We start from the raw sequence: 23032 nt of genomic DNA on the forward strand, positions 1-23032 counted from the left end.
TTAGTGTTATATGTAGTCTATTTAATCTTGTTAGGTTTATTTTTGTGTTAAAATAACAGTAAACGATTTAAAAATGACTCTGTTTAGAATAATTTCATCTATAAAACAATACTGTCATGCATCATTTTGATTATATCGATCAGCAAATTTTGTTACAGATCAGAGAGGATGCAAGAAAACCTTTCTCTCAGATAGCAGAAGACTTAAAAATTTCTAATTCGCTTGTACATCAGCGCATTCGAAAGCTAAAAGAACAAGGAGTCATTGCCAAGGCAGAATTTGTCGTGGATGAAAAAAAGATCGGTTTCAGAACAAAATCATATGTGGGTATACGTCTTAGAGAGGCCAGATATGCTGAACAAGTGGTTGCAGGGTTAAAAAAAATACCAGAAATTTTAGAATGTAATTTTGTATCTGGTAATTATGCTATTTTCATTCTTATTTTTGCATATGATAACCACCACCTAAGAAAAATTCTATATGAGCAAGTTCATCATATCGATGGAGTAGCAGGAACTGATAGTTTTATTTGTTTTGATACCAATTTCAAAAGACCCGTATCGTTAGAAGCTTTAACGAAGAAAGATGTTTATGATCAATAAGGCATTACTTCACCAATTTCAGAATACACTGGAGGGAGAGTTTAGATTTGATTCACTCTCCAAGCGGTTATATGCTACAGACGCCTCAGTATATAGAATAATACCAATGGCCGTAGCATTTCCAAAGACGGTAGCCGACATAAAAAAGATAATCACTTTTGCCGAAAAACATAAAATAGGCATTATTCCCAGAACAGCAGGAACTTCTCTTGCCGGTCAATGTGTTGGAGAAGGAATAGTGGTAGATGTATCCAAGCATTTTACCAAAATAGTTGCGGTAGACGAAGCGAACAAAACAGTTACCGTTCAACCAGGTGTAATTCGAGATGATTTAAATAGATATCTAAAACCATATGGACTGTTCTTTGGTCCCAATACTTCAACCTCTAATAGGTGTATGATAGGAGGAATGGTGGGTAATAATAGTAGTGGCACCACCTCCATACAATATGGTGTTACTCGTGATAAGGTGCTAGAAATGAAGATCATATTGTCAGATGGTAGTGAGGCTTCTTTTTCTAATATATCTTTGGAAGAGTTTCATGCAAAAAGGCAATTGTCTTCATTTGAAGGTTCTATTTATCAGACTATTTATGATGAACTTTCTCCTACAGCAATACAAGAGCAAATCAAAGCCAATTTTCCAAAGGCCGAGATTCACCGTCGTAATACAGGATATGCAATCGATGAATTGATTGAATCTGAAGTTTTCTCTGATAATAACCAACCCTTTAATATGTGTAAGCTGTTATCGGGTAGTGAGGGAACACTGGCTTTTACTACAGAAATTACATTACAGTTGGATGAGCTCCCGCCAGAAGAATCCTCTATGATCGCTGCACACTTTAATAGCATCGAGGATTGTATGAACGCGGTTAGCCCTGTTATGCAACATAAGTTATTTACTTGTGAGATGATGGATAAAACGATTCTTGATTGTACACTTAATAACATCGAGCAATTGAAAAACCGATTTTTTATCGATGGTGATCCGCAAGCGATATTGATGTTAGAGTTGAGGAGTAATAGCAAAGATGATCTGGAAATCCAGGAAAAACAACTGCTTGCTGAAATTCAAGATTCTGGGCTTAGCTATGCAAATCCTATATTGAGAGGTAAAGAAATTGACCAAGCCTTAGAACTTCGAAAAGCAGGTCTGGGGTTGTTGGGTAATATTGTTGGTGATAAAAAAGCCGTAGCCTGCATAGAGGATACTGCAGTAGCCATTCCTGATTTGGCTTCATATATTTCTGAGTTTACCGAAGTGATGAAATCTTATGATCAGCAGGCGGTTTATTATGCCCATGCTGGGGCAGGAGAATTGCATTTACGCCCCATATTGGATTTGAAGAAAAGCGAAGATGTAACACTCTTCAAGAAAATTACCGACGATGTTGCTACTTTGGTGAAAAAATACCAGGGATCGATGAGTGGAGAACATGGAGATGGTATCGTAAGAGCCAGTTATATTCCTTATATGATTGGTAATGATAATTTTGAAATCGTAAAGCGAATCAAAAAACTATTTGATCCTAACGCTATTTTTAATCCGGGAAAGATTGTTGATGCATATGCAATGGATGAAAAGTTGCGTTACGAAGTGGATCGAAAGGAACCAGATATAGATACATTGCTTGACTTTTCAGATTCCTTAGGAATTCTAAGAGCCGCAGAAAAGTGTAATGGGAGTGGAGATTGTAGGAAATCGGTAGAAGCTGGAGGGACGATGTGCCCAAGTTATCGGGCTACAAAAAATGAAAAAGATACAACTAGGGGAAGAGCCAATGCGCTAAGAGAGTTTCTTACTACTGGTAACAAAGAGAACAACTTTGATCACAAGGAATTAAAAGAAGTATTCGATTTATGTTTAAGTTGTAAAGGATGTGCAAGTGAATGTCCTTCTAATGTAGATGTAGCTGCACTAAAGGCAGAATTCGAATATCAATACCAAAAAGAAAATGGAACATCCCTAAGAACAAAGCTATTTGCGCACAATAATCGTTTGAATGAATTAGGGCGAATAAGTACGGGTATCACTAATTTCTTTTTTACTAATAGTTTCACTTCGGGAATTTTGAAATCTGCATTTGGAATTGCTAAAGAACGGGAACTCCCAGTACTGAGCAAGTTGTCTTTACGGAAATGGTGTGATCAAAACCTTAAAAGTTTACAACCAGAAAATCCCATCAAATCTGTATACCTTTTTGTAGATGAGTTTACGAATCATTTAGATACGGAAATAGGAATTGATGCAATAAAATTACTGACAAAACTGAATTATGAGGTCAAAATTGCAGATCATAAGGAGAGTGGCCGATCATATATTTCAAAAGGGTTATTACAGCATGCCAAGAAGTTTGCCAATCAAAATATAGAACTTTTTGCTCCTTTTGTATCCCAAGACACTCCATTGATTGGGATTGAGCCTTCTGCTATTCTTACATTCAGAGATGAATATCCCAGATTAGCGAAAGATAAGAACAAGGCAAAACAGCTAGCTTCAAATACGTATTTGATCGATGAATTTTTAGCTTCGGAAATTGAACTAAGAAATATAAAACAAAATCAATTTTCAACAGAAAATAAAACCGTAAAGTTACATGGACACTGTCATCAAAAGGCCTTGTCTGGAGTACATCATACGTTCACAGCTTTGAATTTACCAGAAAACTTCAAAGTAACTATTATCCCTTCGGGATGTTGTGGTATGGCAGGATCATTTGGTTATCAAAAGGAGCACTATGAAATCAGTATGAAAGTTGGGGAGCAAACCTTACTCCCAGCAGTAAGAAAGGCTCCAAAAGATACGCTTATTGCTGCTGTCGGGACAAGTTGTAGACATCAAATAAAAGACGGAACACAGCGCGAAGCACTGCATCCCGTCTCTATATTGTATGATGCTCTGATTAAAAATTAACTTTAATCATATAGAGTGAACTAGCGTCTATGGTAGGTGTAGTACCAGGAAGTATTTTTTGTTCGATAATGCCATTATCGTCATCATCGGTAACGGCAAAATCATCATCATTAATGCATCCTAATGTATGCTTATCGATTAACCAAATGCCCTCAAGCTTATCGTGAGGATATCCAGTTTTATTCACCAAATCCGCAACCAGAACCTTGGAAACTGTTTGAATTCCTGCGGCTTCCAGTTCTTCCCAGCTTGACTCTTCCAGAGTTTTCTCGTTAATTAGGAGCCCAAACTCATCACTATCATTTGCTGCACTAACATCGGTGGCATTAGAAACGTCAATCTTATAGATATGCTTTTGTGCTGGTCCACTTCCGGAAAACTTCCCATCTCTTTCTATGACCAAGAATTCTGTATTGGACAGGCCAACAATTTCAGAATTGGACAAATTAGCATCTTCTTGTCTGTACAGAAACTGTTTGGTTGCATCTGTTTGTAAGTCAAAAAACAAAATACGAGTAAGGTCAGTTCTGATTCGTATAGGATTGTACATTGTAGATTGCATGATACCCACTAATGTAGATTCATCTGGAGTGATTCCTAAACCTTCCATTCCTCGATTTGGTCTTCGTTTACCAAATACTGCAGGTATTTTCCGTCCTCCATTCCCTTCATTAATACCGATAGGGGAAATACGTTCCAGCTCAACACCATCCTGAGAATAATGTACGATATGCGGGCCGTATTCATCAGAAATCCAAAAAGTACCGTCGTGTAGGGCTACAATACCCTCGGCATCCAACCCAAAATCATCAAATGGCAATTGATTTCCATCAATATCGTAAGGGATTTCTCCGGTTGCACCTTTCCCTTCGGGATTAGGGATTCCTGAAATTGGGTTTCCGTTGGGGTCTTTCAATAAGATTTCTTTTTTGAGGATGATATTGCCTTCAGCTGTAACAGCAAATAACCCAATTCTTGGAGTGTAACTGGCTACAGGGAATTTTTTTCCATCAAGAAAATCGGTATTGGGACCACGATCGGTAATGGCATAAAATTCTCCCTTCTTTGTCGGATGGGCGGTAGCACCAGATCCATATCCTCCATTTCTTATCTCGACACCTTCGGTAGTTGTAGTTAGCACATCAAAAGGTAATTCGTATTGCGTATTTTCTTCCAAGACTAATTGGGGTGGAACAGATATTGGACCTCCGGTATAGTCATCGAGGTAGTCACAAGAATACAAGAGTAGTGCCACCACAACAGGTAGCAAGGTTTTTAGAGTTTTCATAAGATTTAGATGTATTAGTAAGACGTTGTGTGATTAGAAATCTGTAAAGCTTATATTTTTTTGTTCAAAATTGAGTTCATCAAAAAGGAGGGCTGTAATCCTTCCAAGTCCAATCCGATATTTTCAATCTCTTCTTGAGGCTCTTCATAGGATTCCATTAATTCTTGTTGGTAATGAATTAACTTCCATTCTTGGTCATGATATTCTAAAGAAGTTAAATTCTCTATCCAATCTCCGGAATTTAAGTATATACACGATCCGTTTTTATCTGTATATGTTCTCATTTGTGGTTGATGAATATGCCCACAAACTACAAATTCGTAGTTGTTTTTTACCGCCAATTCTGCGGCCACATCTTCAAAATCACTGATGTATTTTACTGCTTTTTTGACACTATTTTTGATTTTCTTTGATAATGAGAATTTCTCCTTTCCGAATTTTACCAAAAACCAGTTGATCAATTGATTTAAAAGAATCAACATGTCATATCCCCATCCTCCTAATTTTGCCAACCATTTTGCATTTTGGATAGAAGCATCAAAAATATCACCATGAAAAAACCAAGCTTGTTTTCCATCAAGCTCCAAAACCAATTTGTCTACTAATTTAAAGCTTCCCATCTCGGTATTACTAAACTTTCGGAGCATTTCATCATGATTTCCTGTAATGTAGATCACTTCAGTTCCTTTTGAGGCAAACGAAATGATCTTCTTAATCACCTTGAGATGAGGTTTAGGGAAATAACGTTTCCTAAATTGCCAGATATCGATGATATCCCCATTTAGAATCAATATTTTGGGTTTGATACTGTTCAAATAATGAAGAAGTTCTTTGGCGTGACAACCATAGGTGCCCAAGTGAACATCAGAAATAACAACAAGATCAACAGCACGTTTTTTCATAAAACAGGACTTATTCCTGCAAATAAAACATTCTTGAGTTAAAGTATAATTAACCAATTATAAGGAGATTGTTACCAGTAATTAAAGATTTAAACCTCGTATTACGTAAACATTACGTAAAAATTATTATCAAAAAGTTCTTAACATTCGATGGATACTATTTAATTTTAGATAATTCGTCTATATAACTCAAATAATGAACTCTTATCTAGAAAGTAACTCAACTTTTTGACAAGGGGAAAATAGAGATATGATTACAAAACCAGTGTATATCGTTTATGGAGTTTCTGGAAGCGGAAAGACAACAATAGGGTCAGCGTTGGCAAAGAAAATGGAAGTTCCATTTTATGATGCTGATGATTTCCATCCTGAAAGGAATATTCAAAAAATGGCCAAAGGTTTTCCCCTTAATGATGATGATAGAGCTCCGTGGTTACAGGGTTTGGCAAATAACATTTCAAAATGGAGTACTAATGAGGGTGCGGTTTTGGCTTGCTCTGCTCTCAAGGTGAGTTATCGTAACATATTAGCTTCTGTTGTTCCAGAAGCCGTGAAATGGATTTTTTTGAAAGGGAGTTATGAGCTGATTTTTGAGCGAATGCAATCCAGAAAAAATCATTTTTTTACTTCAGAAATGCTGCAATCGCAGTTTGATACTTTAGAAGTTTGGAAAGATGGAATTTCAGTAGATATTGATCAGGAGATACAAAAAATTGTAGAGGAAATAGAATCAAAACTTAAGATGCAAAAATCAGAAATAGGAGTAATCGGCTTAGGCGTGATGGGCAAGAGTTTGGCAACAAATATATTATCCAAGGGATTTCGTTTGTCTGTTTTTAATCGTCATCTGGCAGGGAAAGAAGAAGATATTGCCAAGAACTTTGTAAGTGAGCATTCCAATATCCCACAAGGGTTTGATGATTTGTCAATGTTTGTAGAGTCATTAGCACAACCCAGAACGATTTTAATGATGGTCAATGCCGGACCAGCGGTTGATGTGGTGATAGAACAGTTGTTACCTCTGTTAGACGAAAATGACTGTGTAATTGATGGGGGAAACTCACATTACAAAGCCACCTTGACTAGAGAAGCAAAACTCAGAAAAAAAGGAATTTTATATGTTGGAGCCGGAATATCAGGAGGAGAAGAGGGTGCGCTTTATGGTCCGTCGATTATGCCTGGCGGTTCTGAAAAAGGATATGAGAATTGTGGTCAATTTCTGGAAGCCATTGCCGCCAAAGATGAAAAAGGAAATCCGTGTTGTTCTTATATTAGTCGGGATGGAGCCGGTCATTTTGTAAAGATGGTGCACAATGGGATCGAATATGCAGAGATGCAATTGTTGGCCGAAATTTATCATTTTCTTCGATTTCATTTAGGCAATTCACCTGATGCCATCCATGAAATTTTTACGTCCTGGAGATCCAATAACAAAGACAGCTATCTTTTAGAAATTACAGCAGATATTCTTCAGAAAAAGGAAGGAGAAGATTTCTTGATCGATAAGATTTTGGACAAGGCAGGGCAAAAGGGTACAGGAGGATGGTCCACGCAAGCAGCATTAACCTATGGTATTCCGGTGTCTACGATTTCTGAAGCGGTAATGACTAGGTGTTTATCAGCAAAAAAAGAAGAACGTATTGAAGCATCAAAAGTATATGCTAGATCTTTTAGTACATTAAAGACTGATCCATCTATTGTGGAGATGTTGGAGCAGGCGTATTATGCAGCTAGTTTGGTTAATCACGCTATTGGTTTTGACTTGATGAAACAAGCCGCTAAAGAAAATAAGTGGGAGCTAAACTTCTCAGAAATTGCCAGAATATGGACTAGAGGATGTATCATAAGAAGCGATCTGATGGAGAACCTCAAACTATTTTTTAAAGATAATAACAACACTCCACTATTGATGCTTCCAAAAGTTGTAGAAACTCTTGACAAAAGTATAGATGCATTGACAACAGTGGTGTCAAAAGGGATTGGTATGAAATGCCCTTTGCCAGTATTATCGGCTGCAGCTAATTATTTGTTGAATTATACATCGGAAACCATGTCTGCCAATATGTTACAAGCGCAGAGAGATTATTTTGGGGCTCATACGTATCAGCGGGTGGATAATGAAGAGGGAGTTTATTTTCATACAGATTGGAAAAATATATAACACATGGATTACAATTTATTGATTGCAGTAGGTATAGGTGTTTTTGCATTACTTTTTATGATATTAAAATTAAGAATGCAGGCCTTTATTGCATTGTTGATTGTATGCATAATAGTAGGGATTGGTGCAGGACTATCCCCAGATGTGATTTTTGAGAGTATCAAAAATGGGATGGGAAATACGTTAGGGTTTGTAGCGACAGTAGTGGGTTTGGGAGCACTCTTTGGAGGATTGCTAGAAAACTCTGGAGGTGCACGAGGATTAGCTACCTATATCCTGAAATTGTTTGGAGATAAAAATGCTTCCTGGGCTTTGATGGTTACAGGTTTTATTGTGGCTATTCCTGTTTTTTTTGATGTTGCATTCATTATTCTGATCCCTCTAGTATATGCTATAGCAAAAAAGACCGGGAAATCGTTATTGTTGTACGCGATCCCTTTGTTAGCAGGATTAGCGATTACCCATAGTTTTATACCTCCAACACCTGGCCCAATTGCAGTGGCAGATATATTAGGTGCAAATTTGGGATGGGTTATTGTATTTGGTTTTATCGTGGGTATCCCAGCAGCGATAATTGGAGGGCCTCTCTTTGCAAATTATATTTCGAAACGAATAGAAGTAGTACCCCCAGAGATGAATTTGGTAGCCGATGAGGAGGTTACATCTCCTAATCCTTTTACTATAATTGGCATTATTGTATTACCTATTCTTTTGATAGTCATAAAAACTTTGTTGTTGGGAGACTGGTTTGATCACGAGTCTTTACCCAAACAAGTAATTTATATAGTGTCTTTATTAGGACATCCTTTTTCTGCTTTATTGATAGCTAACTTATTGGCATGGTATGTACTGGGAGTTCGGAGAGCTGTAGGTAAAGATGCACTCCTAAAACTTTCTATGGAATCTTTTAAACCGGCTGGGGCAATTATACTATTAACTGGAGCAGGAGGAGCATTCAAACAAATTTTGGTGGATACCAAGGTGGGAGAATTATTGGCGTCTACCTTACAAGATGCAGCGATACATCCTTTGTTGTTTGCATTTATCATTGCTTCATTAATCAGAGTGTTACAAGGATCAGCAACCACGGCTATGATTGCCAGTGCTGGAATTATGTCACCTGTAATTGCTTCGGGTGATTTCAGTCCGGCTCAGATTGCACTTACAGTAATTGCTGTAGCTTCTGGGTCTACAATTTTGTCGCATGTAAATGATAGTGGGTTTTGGTTAGTAGGACAGTATTTGGGACTCACAGAAAAACAAACTTTCCGTTCCTGGACAGTAATGACCACTTTGATTGCTTTAACAGGACTGTTTACTGCTATGATTTGTTGGTATTTGTTCTAAAAACTAGTGTAGGTATCGGCATACTAATCCCTTTTGAGACTCATCTAATGTCAGATTTTCAAAAAAAATAAAGCTAAATTGAAATTGATTTAATTTAGAATAGACATTACCCATTTTTTCTGTCATATTACTAGCGGGTTTTTAGAGATTAACAATTACATTTGTTGAAAATAAGAAATGCATGGCAGGAAATACATTTGGAAACCTTTTTAAGCTCACTACTTTCGGTGAATCTCATGGGGTTGCAATTGGAGGTATTATTGATGGTTGCCCATCAGGTGTTACATTAGATTTAGAAGCAATTCAGCAAGAATTAGACAGAAGAAAACCAGGACAATCTGCAATCGTAACACAGCGGAAAGAACCGGATACCGTGGAGTTCTATTCTGGTATTTTTGAAGGTGTTACTACAGGAACACCTATCGGCTTCGTGATTAAAAATGCGAATCAAAAGTCCAAGGATTACTCTCATATCAAAGATTCTTATCGTCCTTCGCATGCAGATTATACCTATGACCAAAAGTATGGGATTCGTGATTACAGAGGAGGAGGAAGGTCTTCGGCAAGAGAAACCGCAAGTAGAGTAGTAGCTGGAGCTATTGCAAAGCAAATCTTATCGGATGTATCTATTAATGCATATGTAAGTGGTGTAGGTACTTTGAAATTACAAAAAAGTCATACCGAATTAGATTTATCACAAACAGAAAGTAATATTGTTCGCTGTCCCGATCCAGAAATGGCTGGTGAAATGGAACAATACATCAAACAGATACGAAAAGAAGGAGACACGGTTGGTGGGATTGTAAGTTGTGCGATCTCCGGAGTATCTGTTGGATTGGGAGAACCTGTTTTTGATAAGTTACATGCAGAATTGGGTAAAGCTATGCTTTCGATCAATGCTGTAAAAGGTTTTGAGTATGGTAGTGGATTTGATGGAGCTGCCTTAAAAGGAAGTGAACACAACGATTTGTTCAATACAGATGGTAGTACAAAAACTAACCTCTCTGGTGGTATTCAAGGAGGGATTTCTAATGGGATGGATATCTATTTCAATGTAGCATTTAAACCTGTAGCTACCATTATGCAAGATCAGGAAACTATTGATAAAGATGGAAATACATTGACCATGCAAGGAAAAGGAAGGCATGACCCTTGTGTAGTGCCTAGAGCGGTGCCCATTGTAGAAGCAATGGCCGCTTTGGTATTGGTAGATTATTGGTTAATGAATCGCACAATAAAAAAGTAAATACAAAATAACAGTATTATTAATTACGGTAAACTCAATAGGGTTACCTTTTTTTGTATTTAATTCATATATTCGACCCACTTTATACAAATGACTTTTATGAAAAAGCTAGCACTGCACTGGAAAATTATGATTGGAATGCTATTGGGGATAGTATTCGGATTTATAATGACAACTGTTTCTTGGGGTAAAGGATTTACAGGAGATTGGATAGCTCCCTTGGGAACTATCTTTGTGAACCTTTTAAAATTGATTGCAGTGCCTTTAATTTTAGCATCATTAATCAAAGGGATTTCTGATCTGAAAGATATTTCAAAATTCAAGGCGATAGGTGGAAGAACCATCGTGATTTATATTCTAACAACTGTGGTAGCGATTACGATAGGATTGTTGATTGTAAATGTGGCAAAACCCGGGGATGGAATTACTGAAGCTACTATCGAAAAGTTAACCAATGAGTATGCAGGAAATTCAAAGATTTCTGAGCGTATTGCTGAAGCTGGTAGACAGAAGGAAAGTGGTCCGTTGCAATTTATAGTGGATATGGTACCACAAAATGCGGTGGCTGCGATGAGTAATAACAAGTTAATGCTTCAGGTGATATTTTTCGCTATTTTCTTAGGGATAAGTATGTTGTTGGTAAAACCGTCAGAATCCGAGCCACTAAAGAAGTTTTTTGATAGTTTGAATGAAGTTGTGCTAAAAATGGTCGACTTGATCATGCTTACAGCACCATACGCAGTGTTTGCTTTGTTGGCCAATGTGGTAGTTACCTCTGATGATCCGGATATCTTATTAGCGTTATTGAAGTATGCAGGAGTCGTATTATTTGGATTATCCTTAATGATTATTTTTTACTGTATTTTGGTTGCTGTTATTACCAAAAAATCTCCTTTTTGGTTTTTAAAACAAATAAGTCCAGCACAATTACTAGCGTTCTCTACCAGTTCTAGTGCTGCTACGCTTCCTGTTACCATGGAACGAGTAGAAGAACATATCGGAGTGGATAAGGAAGTTTCCAGTTTTGTATTGCCAGTAGGAGCAACTATTAATATGGATGGTACTAGTTTATATCAAGCTGTAGCCTCTGTTTTTATTATGCAGGTGTTGTGGCCAGAAGGGTTAACATTCAGCAATCAAATTACTATTGTACTTACTGCTTTACTAGCTTCTATAGGATCAGCTGCAGTACCTGGAGCCGGTATGGTGATGTTGGTGATCGTTTTGGAGGCTATTGGATTTCCTTCAGATAAATTACCGATTGGATTAGCATTAATCTTTGCGGTAGATCGACCGTTAGATATGCTTCGTACAACTATCAATGTAACTGGAGATGCTACCGTATCTATGATTGTAGCTAAGTCGGTTGGTAAACTAGGAGATCCGCATGTTAAAGATTGGGATGATAATTATCCTGGAGAATAAAGGAAAGTAACTAATCTACCGACCAATTTTTTAAAAGTTCAAACAAGGTAGGATATTCTGATTCTCTTTCAGGATTCCATATCATGGTCAATTTGGCTTTTTGCGTAATGTTATCCAATTCAATACTTTTTATTGGGAAATTGTGGTCATGTAGTGAGGATATAGGCTCTAAAGATATTCCTAACCCAGCTTCAACTAATCTAAAACTGGAACTAGCAGAATCTGTTTCATGAACTACCTTAGGATTGAAACCTGCATCTATACATATAGATTCCAGAATATGTACATAGTTGGGGCCATCGGCAACTGATGGGAAAATAAACTGATCAGTAGAGAATACAGAGAAATTAGTATAGTTGGATATCGTTACAGGATGATCTTCTGGCAAGAGCACGGCAAAATTATCAATGTGTAATACTTTACTGGTTAGATTAAAAGGGATCAGGGGATTGGTAGCAAATCCTATATCCAATTCATTTTGTTGCAACGCTAAGTACTGATCCCGGTTATTCATTTCTCGTAAAACGGTTTTGATTCCAGGGATTTGAGCATTCATGGTTTTCAATATGTTAGGTAATATGGTTTGCATAATAGAGTGTGTAAAACCAATTCTAATCTCTCCCACATCTCCATGATGAATGTATGCAGCCTGTTTAGTCATCCTATCTGCATTGGCAATGAGCTTTTTCGATTCTTTTACAAAGTATTCTCCTGCCGGAGTAAGCGCTACATTACGTTTATCTCTTTTAAATAATATAGCTCCAACTTCATCTTCTAACAGCTTGATCTGTCTACTTAGAGCGGGTTGAACAATATTGAGTTCCTCTGCAGCTCGTGTAAAGTTTAATTTTTCTGCCAATACGATAATATTTCGCAAAGTTTGAATATTCATTAATGCATTTTTGTTATTATTCTATCAAAATTAAGTATTTTTTATTATAAATAATGATGATTAATTTTGAAAACGAATAGATGTCTAATGGGAAAGATTTTTGCTATGAAAAAAAATATTTTGGAGAATGTGTATGACCCATCAGTTTTTAGAACAATAGGGCATGAGCTTATTGATTTGCTTGCAGATCATTTGGAAAAAGTACAAAGTGACAGAGAACACCCGGTACTACCGTATAAAGATCCTGAAGTGGTTCTAGATTATTGGAAAAAGGATTTCTCTTCGGATACCGGAGTTATGGATATGTTTGGGAATATTTTGTCTCAATCGATCAATGTACATCACCCAAGATATATTGGTCATCAGGTAGCAGTACCTGCATTTATCTCAAGTTTATCAGGATTAATTTCTGATGTAATGAGCAATGGCACAGGGGTTTATGAGATGGGGATGGCGGCTAATGCTATAGAACGAATTGTAACCGATTTGGTAGCTCAGCGAATAGGATACGATCAAAATGCCTCGGGATTGCTTACTTCGGGAGGAAGTTTAGCTAATCTTACCGCTTTGCTAGCAGCTAGAAAAGCAAAAGCACCTTCTTCAGTATGGGAAAAAGGACATCAGGAAAAGTTAGCGATACTGGTATCAGAAGAAGCACACTACTGTATAGATCGAGCAGCAAGGATTTTAGGGTTAGGAGAAGAAGGCATCATCAAGGTGCCAGTAAACCGTGATTATAGTATCGATACTTCAAAGGTGGCCAATTGTTTAGAAGAAGCTCAATCGAAAGGATTGCATGTTATTGCTATTATCGGTTGCGCATGTTCTACCGCAACGGGATCTTATGATGATCTGGAATTTTTAGGAAATTTTGCGAATACACATAACCTGTGGTTTCATGTAGATGGAGCCCATGGTGCCGGAGTTATTTTTTCAGAAAAATACAAGCATTTGGTAAAAGGAATTGCAAAAGCAGATTCTGTAGTTTTGGATTTTCATAAGATGTTGATGACTCCTGCATTAAATACTGCTCTGGTATTTAAAAATTCAAGAGACTCGTATCGCACTTTTGAACAAAAAGCACAATATTTATGGGATTCTCAGCATTCTCAAGAATGGTATAATTCTGGGAAGCGAACTTTTGAGTGCACCAAATTGATGATGTCTATAAAAGTTTATGCGATTTTGAAAGCATACGGAGAAGAAGCTTTTACTCAAAATGTAAATACACTGTATGATCTGGCAGAGACATTTTCTGAAATGATAGACAAACAAGAAAGTTTTGAACTTGCTCATCATCCACAAGCAAATATTGTAAATTTCAGATATGTTCCGGGACAGGTTAATATTGATTTAAATACATTGAATAATAACATACGACAGGCTCTTATTCAATCGGGTAAATTTTATGTAGTACAGACTACCATAAATGGAGAAAAATACTTACGTACAACGATGATGAATCCATTAACAACCAAGGATGATTTGATAGCATTGATAGAAGAGGTGCATCATCTCGGAACCGCATTTGTAAAAGAAAAAGTATCTAATTCACTCTAATTTTTAACATTTAATAACGCAACGAACACTAAAAGGTCTTCATCTACAGTTATATAGAAAGAATTAACCAAAACTTATTACAAATGAAAAGGGCACTCTATATAACGATATTAGCCATTGTATTAGGATGCAGTGGGGATGATGATACTAATGTTATAATCCCACTAACAGGCATAGATGGAGTCTGGAATTTGATAAATGTTACAGGTGGTTTTGTGGGTACAGATCATGATTTCGAAAGTGGGTTAATTACTTGGGATTTTGAAGAAAGTAGCCAAACCATCACTATTACCAATAACAATACTGATACCACGCTGGAGGATTCTTTCCCTTCAGGGACCTATACGTATACGATCATTACTGCTCAAGGAGGTAATCAAGAAATACTGGTTGATGGACGTAACATCGGTAATTTTGAACTCACCAGCAATCAATTTATCGTAGATGAGACTTTTAGAGACGGTTTTCGTTTTACATTTCAACGTTAAAGACTAATTCTTCTGCTGCGTGGATGTTTTACCTGGTATGAAAACTGTTTTTCCAGTTTTTGGTTAGGTTGCATATCCAGCTTCCAGGTCAATATTCCCTTTTTTGAATCGTAAACCGCTTGATCTGTTTGAACTTCATCCAGTTTGATATCTTTATTTTGGGAAACAGGGATACGATCTTCAACCGTGATATTTATGTTGCTTTTTTTGTTGTTTTTGATGGTGATTTTATAAGCTCGATTTACAATTTTACTATTACCAGTAAAGTTTTTGCTTTTGAAGTTTTTAAGTTGTTCTCTTTTTACCACAATATTAGGATCAACACCTAAAGAGACAGTCAAAGTATCTGTAGTATTCAATGGATCTATATTTGTTTTGCCTGCATAACTGCCTTCAAAGTAGATGTTGGCTTCTCCAGCAAGTAGATTGAACTGTTCCCAATTGGCAAGTTTTGCAGTTAGAAATACATTTTCGTTTAATTCTGGAGCAACATAATGATTGTAATCTGTTCGGATTTCAAAATTATCGATTTCTATTATCGTAATATCAGCATTAGATGGGATGCTGTATTTTTTCTTGATTTTGAATCGAGTGTTGGTAATTCCTTCTTCTTTCACTTCGACTACTTCATTATAATATTCTTTTTTCTTTTTTTCTGGTATAACTAGATCTTGGAGAATAACGACCAGATGACCCAGAAGTGGAATACCCTGTAATTACTACTTCGTCTAAAGCTTGGATATCTTCTTCAAGAGAAATATTCATAACCGAAGAATAAATAGGAAGGGATTGTGAAGAGAAACCAACATACGAGAAAGAAAGTTCCCTTCCTCCAGTAACAGCAAGGGTGTAACGACCATCAAAATCTGTTTGTGTTCCGTTAGAGGTGCCTTTTTCTACAATGTTCACCCTAGGTAAAGGTAATCCACCATCATCCAAAACGATTCCGGTAATGGTTTTTACAGTTGGATTGTATTGATAACCATATCGTTTTATTGCATTTTGTTGTCGGTTACTACCATAGCTAAAGTTTAAGTATTTTGGCGAAACGTTAGGTTTGATATTATTAGTGTTTGGATCACCTGTGGATAGTATAATGTTTACATTATTCCAAGGAGTTCCTGTTTGCTGATATACATTGGCTTTGTAGGCCATTTTGATAGGATCCTTTATGCTTTGGGATTTGATATCATATAACGGAAACCATCCCGCTTGGGTAACATTGTATTGTATCACAAGACTCAGTGTGGTAGCTACCGGAGCATCTAGTTTCACCTTGATCTCTCCCCGTTGTTCTTTGGTATCGTCATCCAACTTGTCAATTTGTTGGGTAATTGCGGATATATCATCAGATAGACGATCTATTTTTTGTGTATGCGTATAGGTTTCATTCTGAATTTCAATTGCTCTATCTCTATAATAGGCAGATATTTCTTTTACTTTTTCCAAAGAAAGAGATTCTGTTGTACTAGCGATACGCTGATTGTTTTCCAACAATTTTTTTCCTGACCAAGTCCAGTTATGATATTTTCTAGCTTGTTTTTTTCAAGTAATAATTGTTCTAATTGCGTTTGAAGGGCAGTTAACTCTTCTGAAGTTTTTCTTTTTTCCAAATAGTCAATTCCAAAATTTATTGACAATATAGAAACGTTTTTAAGTCCTGAAATCTGAATACTATTCTCATTAATTGTAGGAGATAGATCATGGAGTAAAATTTCGTTAGTCCCTGGTTTTAAAGAAACGTCAGCGGTTCTTTTTATTCGAGCACCAGTGAGATATACGGTGACTTCTTCAATAGTTGATGCCGTCTTTTTTCCAGTATTTGCCATCGTAAGGTTAGCAATCAAAAGTAATATGGATAGTAATATGGCTCTCATAGTGGTATAATTTTTGGTTACTATACGAATGTATCCTAATCTATACCCGTATGAAATGTAAAATGAGTGAAGTAGTATTTTTATTGAGTAAACATGATCATCGCTTAAACGATCAAGAAAATATGGAATAGAGTAGGGGGATTTTCCCTCCCCAATTTTAGTTAAACTCCCCTTACATCGTGTTTACCTAATCTATACTTTTGAAACATCACTTTATCACACTAATAAACAAAAATAATTATGAAACGGCTGTTACTTCCTTTAGCGCTTATTGCATTTGCTGTTATATGTTTGAGTATTGTACATATAGACAATGTAAATAAGCTTGATGCGCAATCTGAAGAGTTGCGAAAGAAAATAAATTCTGAAAATGGAACAGAACAATTAAATACCACTACTCCAGAAACGAAATGAATAGATAAGGATACCATTCTTATTAATGAGTAGGGCTTATTAACGTTTTATATTCGTCCAGTATCACGTTATTTAATATATACTGGATGAATAAAAATTTAACTAATATTAGCTAAGGTATAACCTGTTTGTATTTAGTAGTTTACATGATTTTACTATAAATCCAAGTACAAAGACTTAGCTAGATTGACGAATTCTAATTCATTCTCTACGAATACTAAAAGTCGAAAAGGGAATTAAATATTGGCTTTACTTTTATACCGTAAAAAAAGTAAGGTCTTTTTTTGTTCCAAATTGTTTTAATCCCAAAATAGAATGAAAAGGTTACTACTACCGGTATTATTAATTTGCTTTGCTATCTTTTGTTTATCCTATATACATATAGATAATATGAACAAAATAAACGAGGAGAAAGCTGCTATAGAGAAGCAGAAAGAAGATGCTCATCTTCTTACAGAGTAGTCAACGAATAGGTTACTCTTGTTCTTATTGGTCGATGAACAGTGCCTTAAGCTCAGGAGTAGGAATCATACAGCTATCCTTTTTACCAAACCATTTGTACCTATTTCGGGCAATAATATCATATACCCAATCCCTTAAGAATTTGGGTAATATAAAGAATACCGACAAAAGTGGATACCCACCTCTTAGGTGTTTTGCGATTTGTAGTGCTGCGGTAGATTTATGGTAATAGGCTATTCCTGGATCAATCAAGAGGATAGAATCTATTTCCTGGGTATTAATATTTCTTTCGGCAATTAGTTTTTGACCGATTTCACTTTGCAAAGAAGCATACACAAACACTTTGTGTTTGTCACGTTTGATGATAAAATTAATAGCTCCGTTGCACAAATTGCAGACACCGTCGAACAGAATAATCTTTTTCCCTTCTTCAATCATAATACAAAGATACGACGAATAATTTAGTAGCTTTTGCGCTTTAGTATTTTGTTATATATTATTTTACAATAACGGATTCAATAACTTCTTGCGTAGTTATTTGAAGGTTTTTTGGGAGTTTGTTGTCTTTAGGCAGTACAGCAAGATATCTATCGTTATTAGAATCGTATACCTGTTTAAAAACAGGGTTTTCTAGAACCATAGACTCGCATAATTCTTTGATCAAATCAAAATGATATGATAAATCATTACTCCCAAGATGAAAGATCCCTTTTTTATTTCTATTGATGATATAATGGATTTGCTGAGTCAGTTTAGAAATAGTAGTAGCATTAATAATCACATTAGGAAAGACTTCTATAGGTGCTTTAAGATCGTATAAAGTTTTTAGCTCTTGAATTCTTGGAGTAGCAGGTCCAAAGATCATAGGCACTCTGGCAATTACATATTTGGAAGTAGGAAGACGCATCAAAGCATTTTCGATCTTAATTTTAAATCTACCAAACACACTATTACTTAGCGTTTTATCAAATTCGTAAGAAGGATAATTACTAAAAGAATCAAATACATTAGCACTCGACATAAAAATTAATCTTGAACGGTGCGTTTTGATCCAGTTGATGATCCGTTGATGAGCATCCAATTGCGAATTGAAATTTCCTCTAATCGCAGAAATAATAATCGCAGGTTTTAAATTATCCAGGAGAATAGAAATATCCTCTAATTCCATATCATATTGGAAAAATTTCTGATTTTTTTCAAAGAACGTATTGTCCTTACAATAGGTTCCATAGGTATCATAATAGGAATTAAGCTCTTTGTATAGAGCATTTCCTATAAAACCACTGGCTCCTATGATCAGAATTTTTTTCAAAATGAAATGATGCTAAAAAAATTAAGTTTCAAACATTACATATCTGTAACCTTGAAACTTAATCCTATTACTTTTATTATATAATTATCCTTTGTAAAAAGGTAATTTAACTACCGTAGCAGGAATTGCCTTTTTACGAACCTGAATATTAATTTTGCTATCAGGTTTGGCAAAAATAGTAGGTACATATCCTAGTCCTATCCCTTTACCCAAAGAAGGAGACATTGTACCTGAGGTTACATTACCGATAACGTTTCCATTGCCATCTACAATATCATATCCTTGTCTTGGGATTCCTCTTTCATCCAATTCAAAACCTACTAGTTTTTTCTCAGCTCCTCGTTCTTTCTGCTTTCCTAATTCTTCAGCATTGATAAAATCTTTGGAGAACTTGGTGATCCACCCTAAACCAGCTTCAATAGGAGAGGTGGTGTCGTCAATATCATTACCATAAAGACAGTATCCCATTTCCAGACGAAGTGTATCTCTAGCAGCTAATCCAATTGGTTTGATTCCAAAATCAGCTCCGGCTTCTAGCACTTTATCCCAGATTTGTTTTACTTCGGTATTCTTGCAATAGATTTCAAAACCTCCACTTCCTGTATATCCCGTTGCCGAAATGATTACATGTTCGATACCAGCAAAATCGGCTACTTCAAAAGTGTAGAATTTCAAAGCTTCGAGATCCACAGAGGTTAGAGATTGCATGGCAGCAGCTGCTTTTGGTCCTTGGATGGCCAATAAGGAGTAATCCTCAGACAAATCACGCATTTCCGCTCCCATACTATTATGACTACTGATCCAATCCCAATCCTTTTGGATATTGGAAGCGTTAACCACCAATAAATATTTTTCGTCTGCTATCTTATATACGATTAAGTCATCAACAATACCACCTTGATCGTTGGGTAAACAACTATATTGTGCTTTACCATTAATTAGCTTTGATGCATCATTAGAGGTTACTTTTTGTATAAGATCCAATGCATTGGGTCCAGTGATCAAAAACTCTCCCATGTGCGAAACATCAAAAACGCCAACCCCATTTCTTACAGTTTCGTGTTCTATATTCACACCTTCATAGGATACAGGCATATTATATCCTGCAAAAGGAACCATTTTGGCGCCAAGAGCAATATGAGTTTCTGTTAATGCAGTATTTTTCATTGTTAGCAGCTTATTTAATTGAAGGCCGAATGTAAAAAACTTTGGGTAGCTACACAATGCTTTTTTGTTATAATCTTGATAAATTGTTAACTAAAGTGCTCTGCTTTTACTGCTACTTATGATATTCGCAATTTTCTTACAACTATCTCAATGATTATGTATTTTGAACCACCCTAACCAAACTTTTAATATCTTTAGAAAACATATCTAACCCTTAAACTGTTTGATCATGCCAACAGCAGGATATTCTGGAACACCCCTCGCAAAGAAACTTGGTATTAAAAAGGGGAATACTATATTGTTGTATAATGCTCCTAAATACTACTATAAGCTTTTCGCAGATTTTCCCGAAGATGTGACAGAACTTGATGCTGTTGCAGAAGAGGTGGCTGATTTTATACATGTTTTTTGTATCTCTTTAGAAACACTTAAAGAAGTCATACCTCAATACAAATCTGCTTTAAAAAAATGGGATGCTTTGGGTGAGTTGGCCAAAAGGTAGTTCTAAAATTACTACGGATCTGAAAAGAGATCCTATTAGAGAGTACCTCTTGAATATTGGATTGGTAGATGTTAAAGTAGCTGCTGTAGATGAAGATTGGAGCGGATTAAAGTTCATGTACCGAATAAAAGACAGAAAGTAAAAACAAAGGAACAATAAGCAACCTTTTTCTTTATAGATCATCTCTTTTATAAAAGATCAATATCATGAAAAAGCATATCATCATTCTATTATTAAGTGTTGCCTTTGTTTCCTGCTCAAACGACGATGACAATCAGAACCCTGAAGCAATAGTTATAGGGAAATGGAAATTGGTCGAAGCATTGGTTGATCCTGGAGATGGTAGTGGAACATTCCAACCTGTAGAAAGTAATCAAACCATCACTTTTTTTGAAACAGGTAGTGTGGTATCAGAAAACGGATCACTTTGTAATATTTTTTCCGAATCTGCGGAGACAAGTACTGGTACGTTTTCGTTTGAAACCAATACTTTGGAAATTGGTTGTGTGGATGACGTGATCACACTTACCTTTGAGCGTACTACATTAAATCTAATTATTTATTACCCTTGTATTGAAGGATGTGCATTTAAGTATATAAGGGTCGATTAGGATACAAGATACCTTCAAAAAACATAATATTTGCAAATTATTTCTACATTGATTTTACAACCAAAACGTTTTTTGGCTTAAAATTTTGCTGATTTCCCATAAATCAAATTAAATAATAATAGGATTCATGAAAATTGAACATCTTTTATTAAATGATTGTTGGTAAAATGTTAAGAAAACAAAAAAATATTTACCTTTATGATGTATTATTGTATCGTTGGAAAGGGAAATACACATAAGAAACAGTTACTTTATTAAAAGTATTAATGAAGGAAACAAAGAGGCTTTTAAAGTGCTTTTTGAGCTTTATTATGCCAAATTGTTATTCGTGGCCAGTAGCTATATTTCCAACAAAGAAGATGCCGAGGAGATTGTACAAGATGTTTTTGTAAAAGCGTGGAAAAAAAGAAAAAATATTTCTTCAAATATTAATGGATACCTCTTCAAAATCACCAAAAATAAATGTTTAGATTATTTAAGATCCAAAAAAGGAAAGCTAAGTGCTTTGGCTAATAATACCTCACAAATTGAGGCTTATATCAATCATCTGGCATTATCAGATCTCGATTCGAATACGATCATCGAAAAAGAATTAGAACTTCAAATACAAGCAGGAATCGATTTGCTACCAGAAAAGTGCAAAAAAGTTTTTGTGAAAAGCCGAATTGAAGGGTTGAAAAACAAACAAATCTCTGAAGAATTGGAGATATCTATCAAAACTGTAGAGAACCATATGTCGAAGGCTTTAAAGCATATGAGATTGCATCTTCGCGAATTTTTATCTTTTTTTTAAACTTTGAATAGGGGGTACTACTTTTTTCTCGTCTTTATATATATAACACATATATAGATGCAGGAAAAGGAACTCATAAAATATATAAAAGGTGAAGCTAGTCCAGAAGAAGTAAAGGAAATCTTGAAATGGATTAGAGAAAACAAAGAACACCAAAAACGTTATGCTATTCTTAAAGCCAAATACGTCGCTTCCAATCTTGATCGTTTGGATGACGAAGATGTAGAGTTGGGGTATGAGAAATTTTCTTCCAAAAGAAATAAGAGGAAAAATGTATTGTATCAAACAGCCGTTGCAGCGGTATTGCTCCCTTTGTTGATTTGGCAATCTTATACTTATTTTCAGAATGATGGTCTGATCGTTAATCAAGATAAAATTTCTACTGTTGTGGTAAAAAATATTGCCACAAATTATGGTGGACAGAAAACCATCAACTTACCAGATGGATCTACAGTAATATTAAATTCGGGAAGTTCGATTTCTTATCCCGAAAACTTTACAGATACCTTGCGACAAGTAACCTTAAAAGGGGAAGCATATTTTGATATTGAAAGAGATGTCACAAAACCTTTTATAGTGCAAACAGATCACTTAAAAGTAAGAGTACTAGGAACTTCTTTTAATGTAAAATCATATCCCAAGGATGATAAAATAGAAACAACTTTAGTTTCTGGTAAAGTAGAGGTGATTCAGGAAGAGACTGAAGCACTTGTTGTATTAACTCCTTCTCAAAGAGCTACATTTCATAAAGAAGAAAGTGATATCAAAGTAGATCAAGTAGACTCTAATAAAATAGTTGCCTGGAAACAAGGAAAATTAGTGTTTGATAAAACTCCACTAAAACAGGTGGTACTGGATCTAAAGCGAAAGTATGATGTTGAATTTGTAATAGAATCAGATTCGTTATTGCATTATCGATATACCGGAGAGTTTGACAACTTAAGTTTAGAAGATGTTCTGGAGTTGATCAAACTTTCTTCATCAATAGATTATAAACGTAAAAACAATAAAATTATGCTAAACTCAGAATAAGAAAAAAAGAGGGTGTTGCAGCACCCTCTTCATA

Annotated in this window: 23 protein-coding genes; 14 read left to right on the top strand and 9 right to left on the bottom strand. The window is 35.7% G+C overall.

Going from position 1 to position 23032, the window contains the following annotated elements; genetic code table 11:
- The first annotated feature begins 116 nt into the window (after window positions 1–116).
- Both AC0L3Q_RS12065 and AC0L3Q_RS12070 read left to right on the top strand, forming a co-directional pair.
- The gene (locus AC0L3Q_RS12065) at window positions 117–602 is read left to right on the top strand and encodes an Lrp/AsnC family transcriptional regulator (RefSeq protein ID WP_073313354.1); all 486 of its coding nucleotides are present in this window, start codon (window positions 117–119) and stop codon (window positions 600–602) included.
- Window positions 592–3519, top strand: coding sequence for an FAD-binding and (Fe-S)-binding domain-containing protein (locus AC0L3Q_RS12070; RefSeq protein WP_473286788.1), 2928 nt, complete (start codon window positions 592–594; stop codon window positions 3517–3519). Before AC0L3Q_RS12065 ends, AC0L3Q_RS12070 begins: the two co-directional genes overlap by 11 nt.
- On the opposite strand, the gene AC0L3Q_RS12075 is transcribed toward AC0L3Q_RS12070, so the two are convergent.
- Entirely contained in the window at window positions 3509–4807 is a 1299-nt protein-coding gene (locus AC0L3Q_RS12075; protein WP_473286789.1) for an esterase-like activity of phytase family protein, read from the bottom strand. The two genes, AC0L3Q_RS12070 and AC0L3Q_RS12075, sit on opposite strands and share 11 nt — an antisense overlap.
- A 50-nt stretch (window positions 4808–4857) precedes the next feature.
- A complete protein-coding gene (locus AC0L3Q_RS12080) occupies window positions 4858–5709 on the bottom strand; it encodes a UDP-2,3-diacylglucosamine diphosphatase (RefSeq protein WP_473286790.1) in 852 nt (283 codons plus the stop codon).
- A 250-nt stretch (window positions 5710–5959) separates the two neighbouring features.
- Here AC0L3Q_RS12080 and gndA point away from each other — a divergent pair, with 250 nt between their 5' ends.
- From gndA to AC0L3Q_RS12100, 4 genes are all read left to right on the top strand, one after another.
- A complete protein-coding gene (gene gndA, locus AC0L3Q_RS12085) occupies window positions 5960–7870 on the top strand; it encodes an NADP-dependent phosphogluconate dehydrogenase (protein WP_473286792.1) in 1911 nt (636 codons plus the stop codon).
- A gap of 3 nt (window positions 7871–7873) precedes the next feature.
- On the top strand, window positions 7874–9217 hold the full coding sequence (locus tag AC0L3Q_RS12090; protein ID WP_473286794.1) for a GntP family permease: 1344 nt from the start codon (window positions 7874–7876) through the stop codon (window positions 9215–9217).
- A gap of 181 nt (window positions 9218–9398) precedes the next feature.
- Complete coding sequence (aroC, locus tag AC0L3Q_RS12095) at window positions 9399–10463, top strand: chorismate synthase (RefSeq protein ID WP_473286796.1); 1065 nt, start codon at window positions 9399–9401, stop codon at window positions 10461–10463.
- Window positions 10464–10562: 99 nt separating this feature from the next.
- Window positions 10563–11888: a dicarboxylate/amino acid:cation symporter gene (locus AC0L3Q_RS12100; RefSeq protein WP_473286798.1), complete on the top strand. Its 1326-nt coding sequence runs from the start codon at window positions 10563–10565 to the stop codon at window positions 11886–11888.
- Between the two features lie 10 nt (window positions 11889–11898).
- On the opposite strand, the gene AC0L3Q_RS12105 is transcribed toward AC0L3Q_RS12100, so the two are convergent.
- Complete coding sequence (locus tag AC0L3Q_RS12105) at window positions 11899–12780, bottom strand: LysR family transcriptional regulator (protein ID WP_473286799.1); 882 nt, start codon at window positions 12778–12780, stop codon at window positions 11899–11901.
- Between the two features lie 105 nt (window positions 12781–12885).
- On the opposite strand from AC0L3Q_RS12105, the gene AC0L3Q_RS12110 reads away from it, so the two are divergent.
- Window positions 12886–14340, top strand: coding sequence for a pyridoxal phosphate-dependent decarboxylase family protein (locus AC0L3Q_RS12110; protein WP_473286801.1), 1455 nt, complete (start codon window positions 12886–12888; stop codon window positions 14338–14340).
- An 83-nt stretch (window positions 14341–14423) separates the two neighbouring features.
- A complete protein-coding gene (locus AC0L3Q_RS12115; RefSeq protein WP_473286803.1) occupies window positions 14424–14828 on the top strand; it encodes a hypothetical protein in 405 nt (134 codons plus the stop codon).
- Here AC0L3Q_RS12115 and AC0L3Q_RS12120 read toward each other — a convergent pair.
- The 3 genes from AC0L3Q_RS12120 to AC0L3Q_RS12130 are packed head-to-tail and all read right to left on the bottom strand — an operon-like array spanning window position 14825 to window position 16705.
- The gene (locus AC0L3Q_RS12120; protein WP_473286805.1) at window positions 14825–15445 is read right to left on the bottom strand and encodes a DUF4139 domain-containing protein; all 621 of its coding nucleotides are present in this window, start codon (window positions 15443–15445) and stop codon (window positions 14825–14827) included. The genes AC0L3Q_RS12115 and AC0L3Q_RS12120 overlap by 4 nt on opposite strands.
- A gap of 13 nt (window positions 15446–15458) precedes the next feature.
- Window positions 15459–16277: a DUF4139 domain-containing protein gene (locus tag AC0L3Q_RS12125; protein ID WP_473286806.1), complete on the bottom strand. Its 819-nt coding sequence runs from the start codon at window positions 16275–16277 to the stop codon at window positions 15459–15461.
- The gene (locus AC0L3Q_RS12130) at window positions 16265–16705 is read right to left on the bottom strand and encodes a DUF4140 domain-containing protein (RefSeq protein WP_473286808.1); all 441 of its coding nucleotides are present in this window, start codon (window positions 16703–16705) and stop codon (window positions 16265–16267) included. Before AC0L3Q_RS12130 ends, AC0L3Q_RS12125 begins: the two co-directional genes overlap by 13 nt.
- A 240-nt stretch (window positions 16706–16945) precedes the next feature.
- Between AC0L3Q_RS12130 and AC0L3Q_RS12135 the strand changes: the two genes are divergently transcribed.
- Window positions 16946–17119: a hypothetical protein gene (locus tag AC0L3Q_RS12135; RefSeq protein WP_473286809.1), complete on the top strand. Its 174-nt coding sequence runs from the start codon at window positions 16946–16948 to the stop codon at window positions 17117–17119.
- A 486-nt stretch (window positions 17120–17605) separates the two neighbouring features.
- Here AC0L3Q_RS12135 and AC0L3Q_RS12140 read toward each other — a convergent pair whose 3' ends face one another.
- From AC0L3Q_RS12140 to gcvT, 3 genes are all read right to left on the bottom strand, one after another.
- Window positions 17606–18019, bottom strand: a complete 414-nt coding sequence (locus tag AC0L3Q_RS12140; protein WP_473286811.1) for a thiol-disulfide oxidoreductase DCC family protein — start codon at window positions 18017–18019, stop codon at window positions 17606–17608.
- 58 nt (window positions 18020–18077) lie between these two features.
- On the bottom strand, window positions 18078–18893 hold the full coding sequence (locus AC0L3Q_RS12145; protein ID WP_473286813.1) for a sugar nucleotide-binding protein: 816 nt from the start codon (window positions 18891–18893) through the stop codon (window positions 18078–18080).
- An 84-nt stretch (window positions 18894–18977) separates the two neighbouring features.
- Entirely contained in the window at window positions 18978–20060 is a 1083-nt protein-coding gene (gene gcvT, locus AC0L3Q_RS12150) for a glycine cleavage system aminomethyltransferase GcvT (RefSeq protein ID WP_473286815.1), read from the bottom strand.
- Between the two features lie 229 nt (window positions 20061–20289).
- Between gcvT and AC0L3Q_RS12155 the strand changes: the two genes are divergently transcribed.
- The 5 genes from AC0L3Q_RS12155 to AC0L3Q_RS12175 all read left to right on the top strand — a co-directional run bounded on the left by AC0L3Q_RS12155 (window position 20290) and on the right by AC0L3Q_RS12175 (window position 22998).
- Window positions 20290–20562, top strand: coding sequence for a hypothetical protein (locus AC0L3Q_RS12155; RefSeq protein ID WP_473286816.1), 273 nt, complete (start codon window positions 20290–20292; stop codon window positions 20560–20562).
- Complete coding sequence (locus AC0L3Q_RS12160) at window positions 20543–20704, top strand: hypothetical protein (RefSeq protein ID WP_473286817.1); 162 nt, start codon at window positions 20543–20545, stop codon at window positions 20702–20704. Before AC0L3Q_RS12155 ends, AC0L3Q_RS12160 begins: the two co-directional genes overlap by 20 nt.
- Window positions 20705–20768: 64 nt before the next feature.
- Window positions 20769–21173 (top strand): lipocalin family protein, encoded by a 405-nt coding sequence (locus tag AC0L3Q_RS12165; RefSeq protein ID WP_473286819.1) that lies wholly within the window; start codon window positions 20769–20771, stop codon window positions 21171–21173.
- 217 nt (window positions 21174–21390) lie between these two features.
- Window positions 21391–21966: an RNA polymerase sigma-70 factor gene (locus AC0L3Q_RS12170; RefSeq protein ID WP_473286820.1), complete on the top strand. Its 576-nt coding sequence runs from the start codon at window positions 21391–21393 to the stop codon at window positions 21964–21966.
- 57 nt (window positions 21967–22023) lie between these two features.
- On the top strand, window positions 22024–22998 hold the full coding sequence (locus tag AC0L3Q_RS12175) for a FecR family protein (protein ID WP_473286822.1): 975 nt from the start codon (window positions 22024–22026) through the stop codon (window positions 22996–22998).
- The last annotated feature ends 34 nt before the right edge of the window (window positions 22999–23032 follow it).

The organism is Aquimarina sp. KJ22-3 (assembly GCF_055808215.1).

Coding starts and splice junctions, on each gene's coding strand:
- gcvT (WP_473286815.1), bottom strand. CDS start 20,060: ATGAAAAATACTGCATTAACAGAAACTCATATTGCTCTTGGCGCCAAA.
- AC0L3Q_RS12175 (WP_473286822.1), top strand. CDS start 22,024: ATGCAGGAAAAGGAACTCATAAAATATATAAAAGGTGAAGCTAGTCCA.
- gndA (WP_473286792.1), top strand. CDS start 5,960: ATGATTACAAAACCAGTGTATATCGTTTATGGAGTTTCTGGAAGCGGA.
- aroC (WP_473286796.1), top strand. CDS start 9,399: ATGGCAGGAAATACATTTGGAAACCTTTTTAAGCTCACTACTTTCGGT.
- AC0L3Q_RS12140 (WP_473286811.1), bottom strand. CDS start 18,019: ATGATTGAAGAAGGGAAAAAGATTATTCTGTTCGACGGTGTCTGCAAT.
- AC0L3Q_RS12105 (WP_473286799.1), bottom strand. CDS start 12,780: ATGAATATTCAAACTTTGCGAAATATTATCGTATTGGCAGAAAAATTA.
- AC0L3Q_RS12155 (WP_473286816.1), top strand. CDS start 20,290: ATGCCAACAGCAGGATATTCTGGAACACCCCTCGCAAAGAAACTTGGT.
- AC0L3Q_RS12135 (WP_473286809.1), top strand. CDS start 16,946: ATGAAACGGCTGTTACTTCCTTTAGCGCTTATTGCATTTGCTGTTATA.
- AC0L3Q_RS12100 (WP_473286798.1), top strand. CDS start 10,563: ATGAAAAAGCTAGCACTGCACTGGAAAATTATGATTGGAATGCTATTG.
- AC0L3Q_RS12115 (WP_473286803.1), top strand. CDS start 14,424: ATGAAAAGGGCACTCTATATAACGATATTAGCCATTGTATTAGGATGC.
- AC0L3Q_RS12090 (WP_473286794.1), top strand. CDS start 7,874: ATGGATTACAATTTATTGATTGCAGTAGGTATAGGTGTTTTTGCATTA.
- AC0L3Q_RS12110 (WP_473286801.1), top strand. CDS start 12,886: ATGAAAAAAAATATTTTGGAGAATGTGTATGACCCATCAGTTTTTAGA.
- AC0L3Q_RS12165 (WP_473286819.1), top strand. CDS start 20,769: ATGAAAAAGCATATCATCATTCTATTATTAAGTGTTGCCTTTGTTTCC.
- AC0L3Q_RS12065 (WP_073313354.1), top strand. CDS start 117: ATGCATCATTTTGATTATATCGATCAGCAAATTTTGTTACAGATCAGA.
- AC0L3Q_RS12075 (WP_473286789.1), bottom strand. CDS start 4,807: ATGAAAACTCTAAAAACCTTGCTACCTGTTGTGGTGGCACTACTCTTG.
- AC0L3Q_RS12080 (WP_473286790.1), bottom strand. CDS start 5,709: ATGAAAAAACGTGCTGTTGATCTTGTTGTTATTTCTGATGTTCACTTG.
- AC0L3Q_RS12070 (WP_473286788.1), top strand. CDS start 592: ATGATCAATAAGGCATTACTTCACCAATTTCAGAATACACTGGAGGGA.
- AC0L3Q_RS12130 (WP_473286808.1), bottom strand. CDS start 16,705: ATGAGAGCCATATTACTATCCATATTACTTTTGATTGCTAACCTTACG.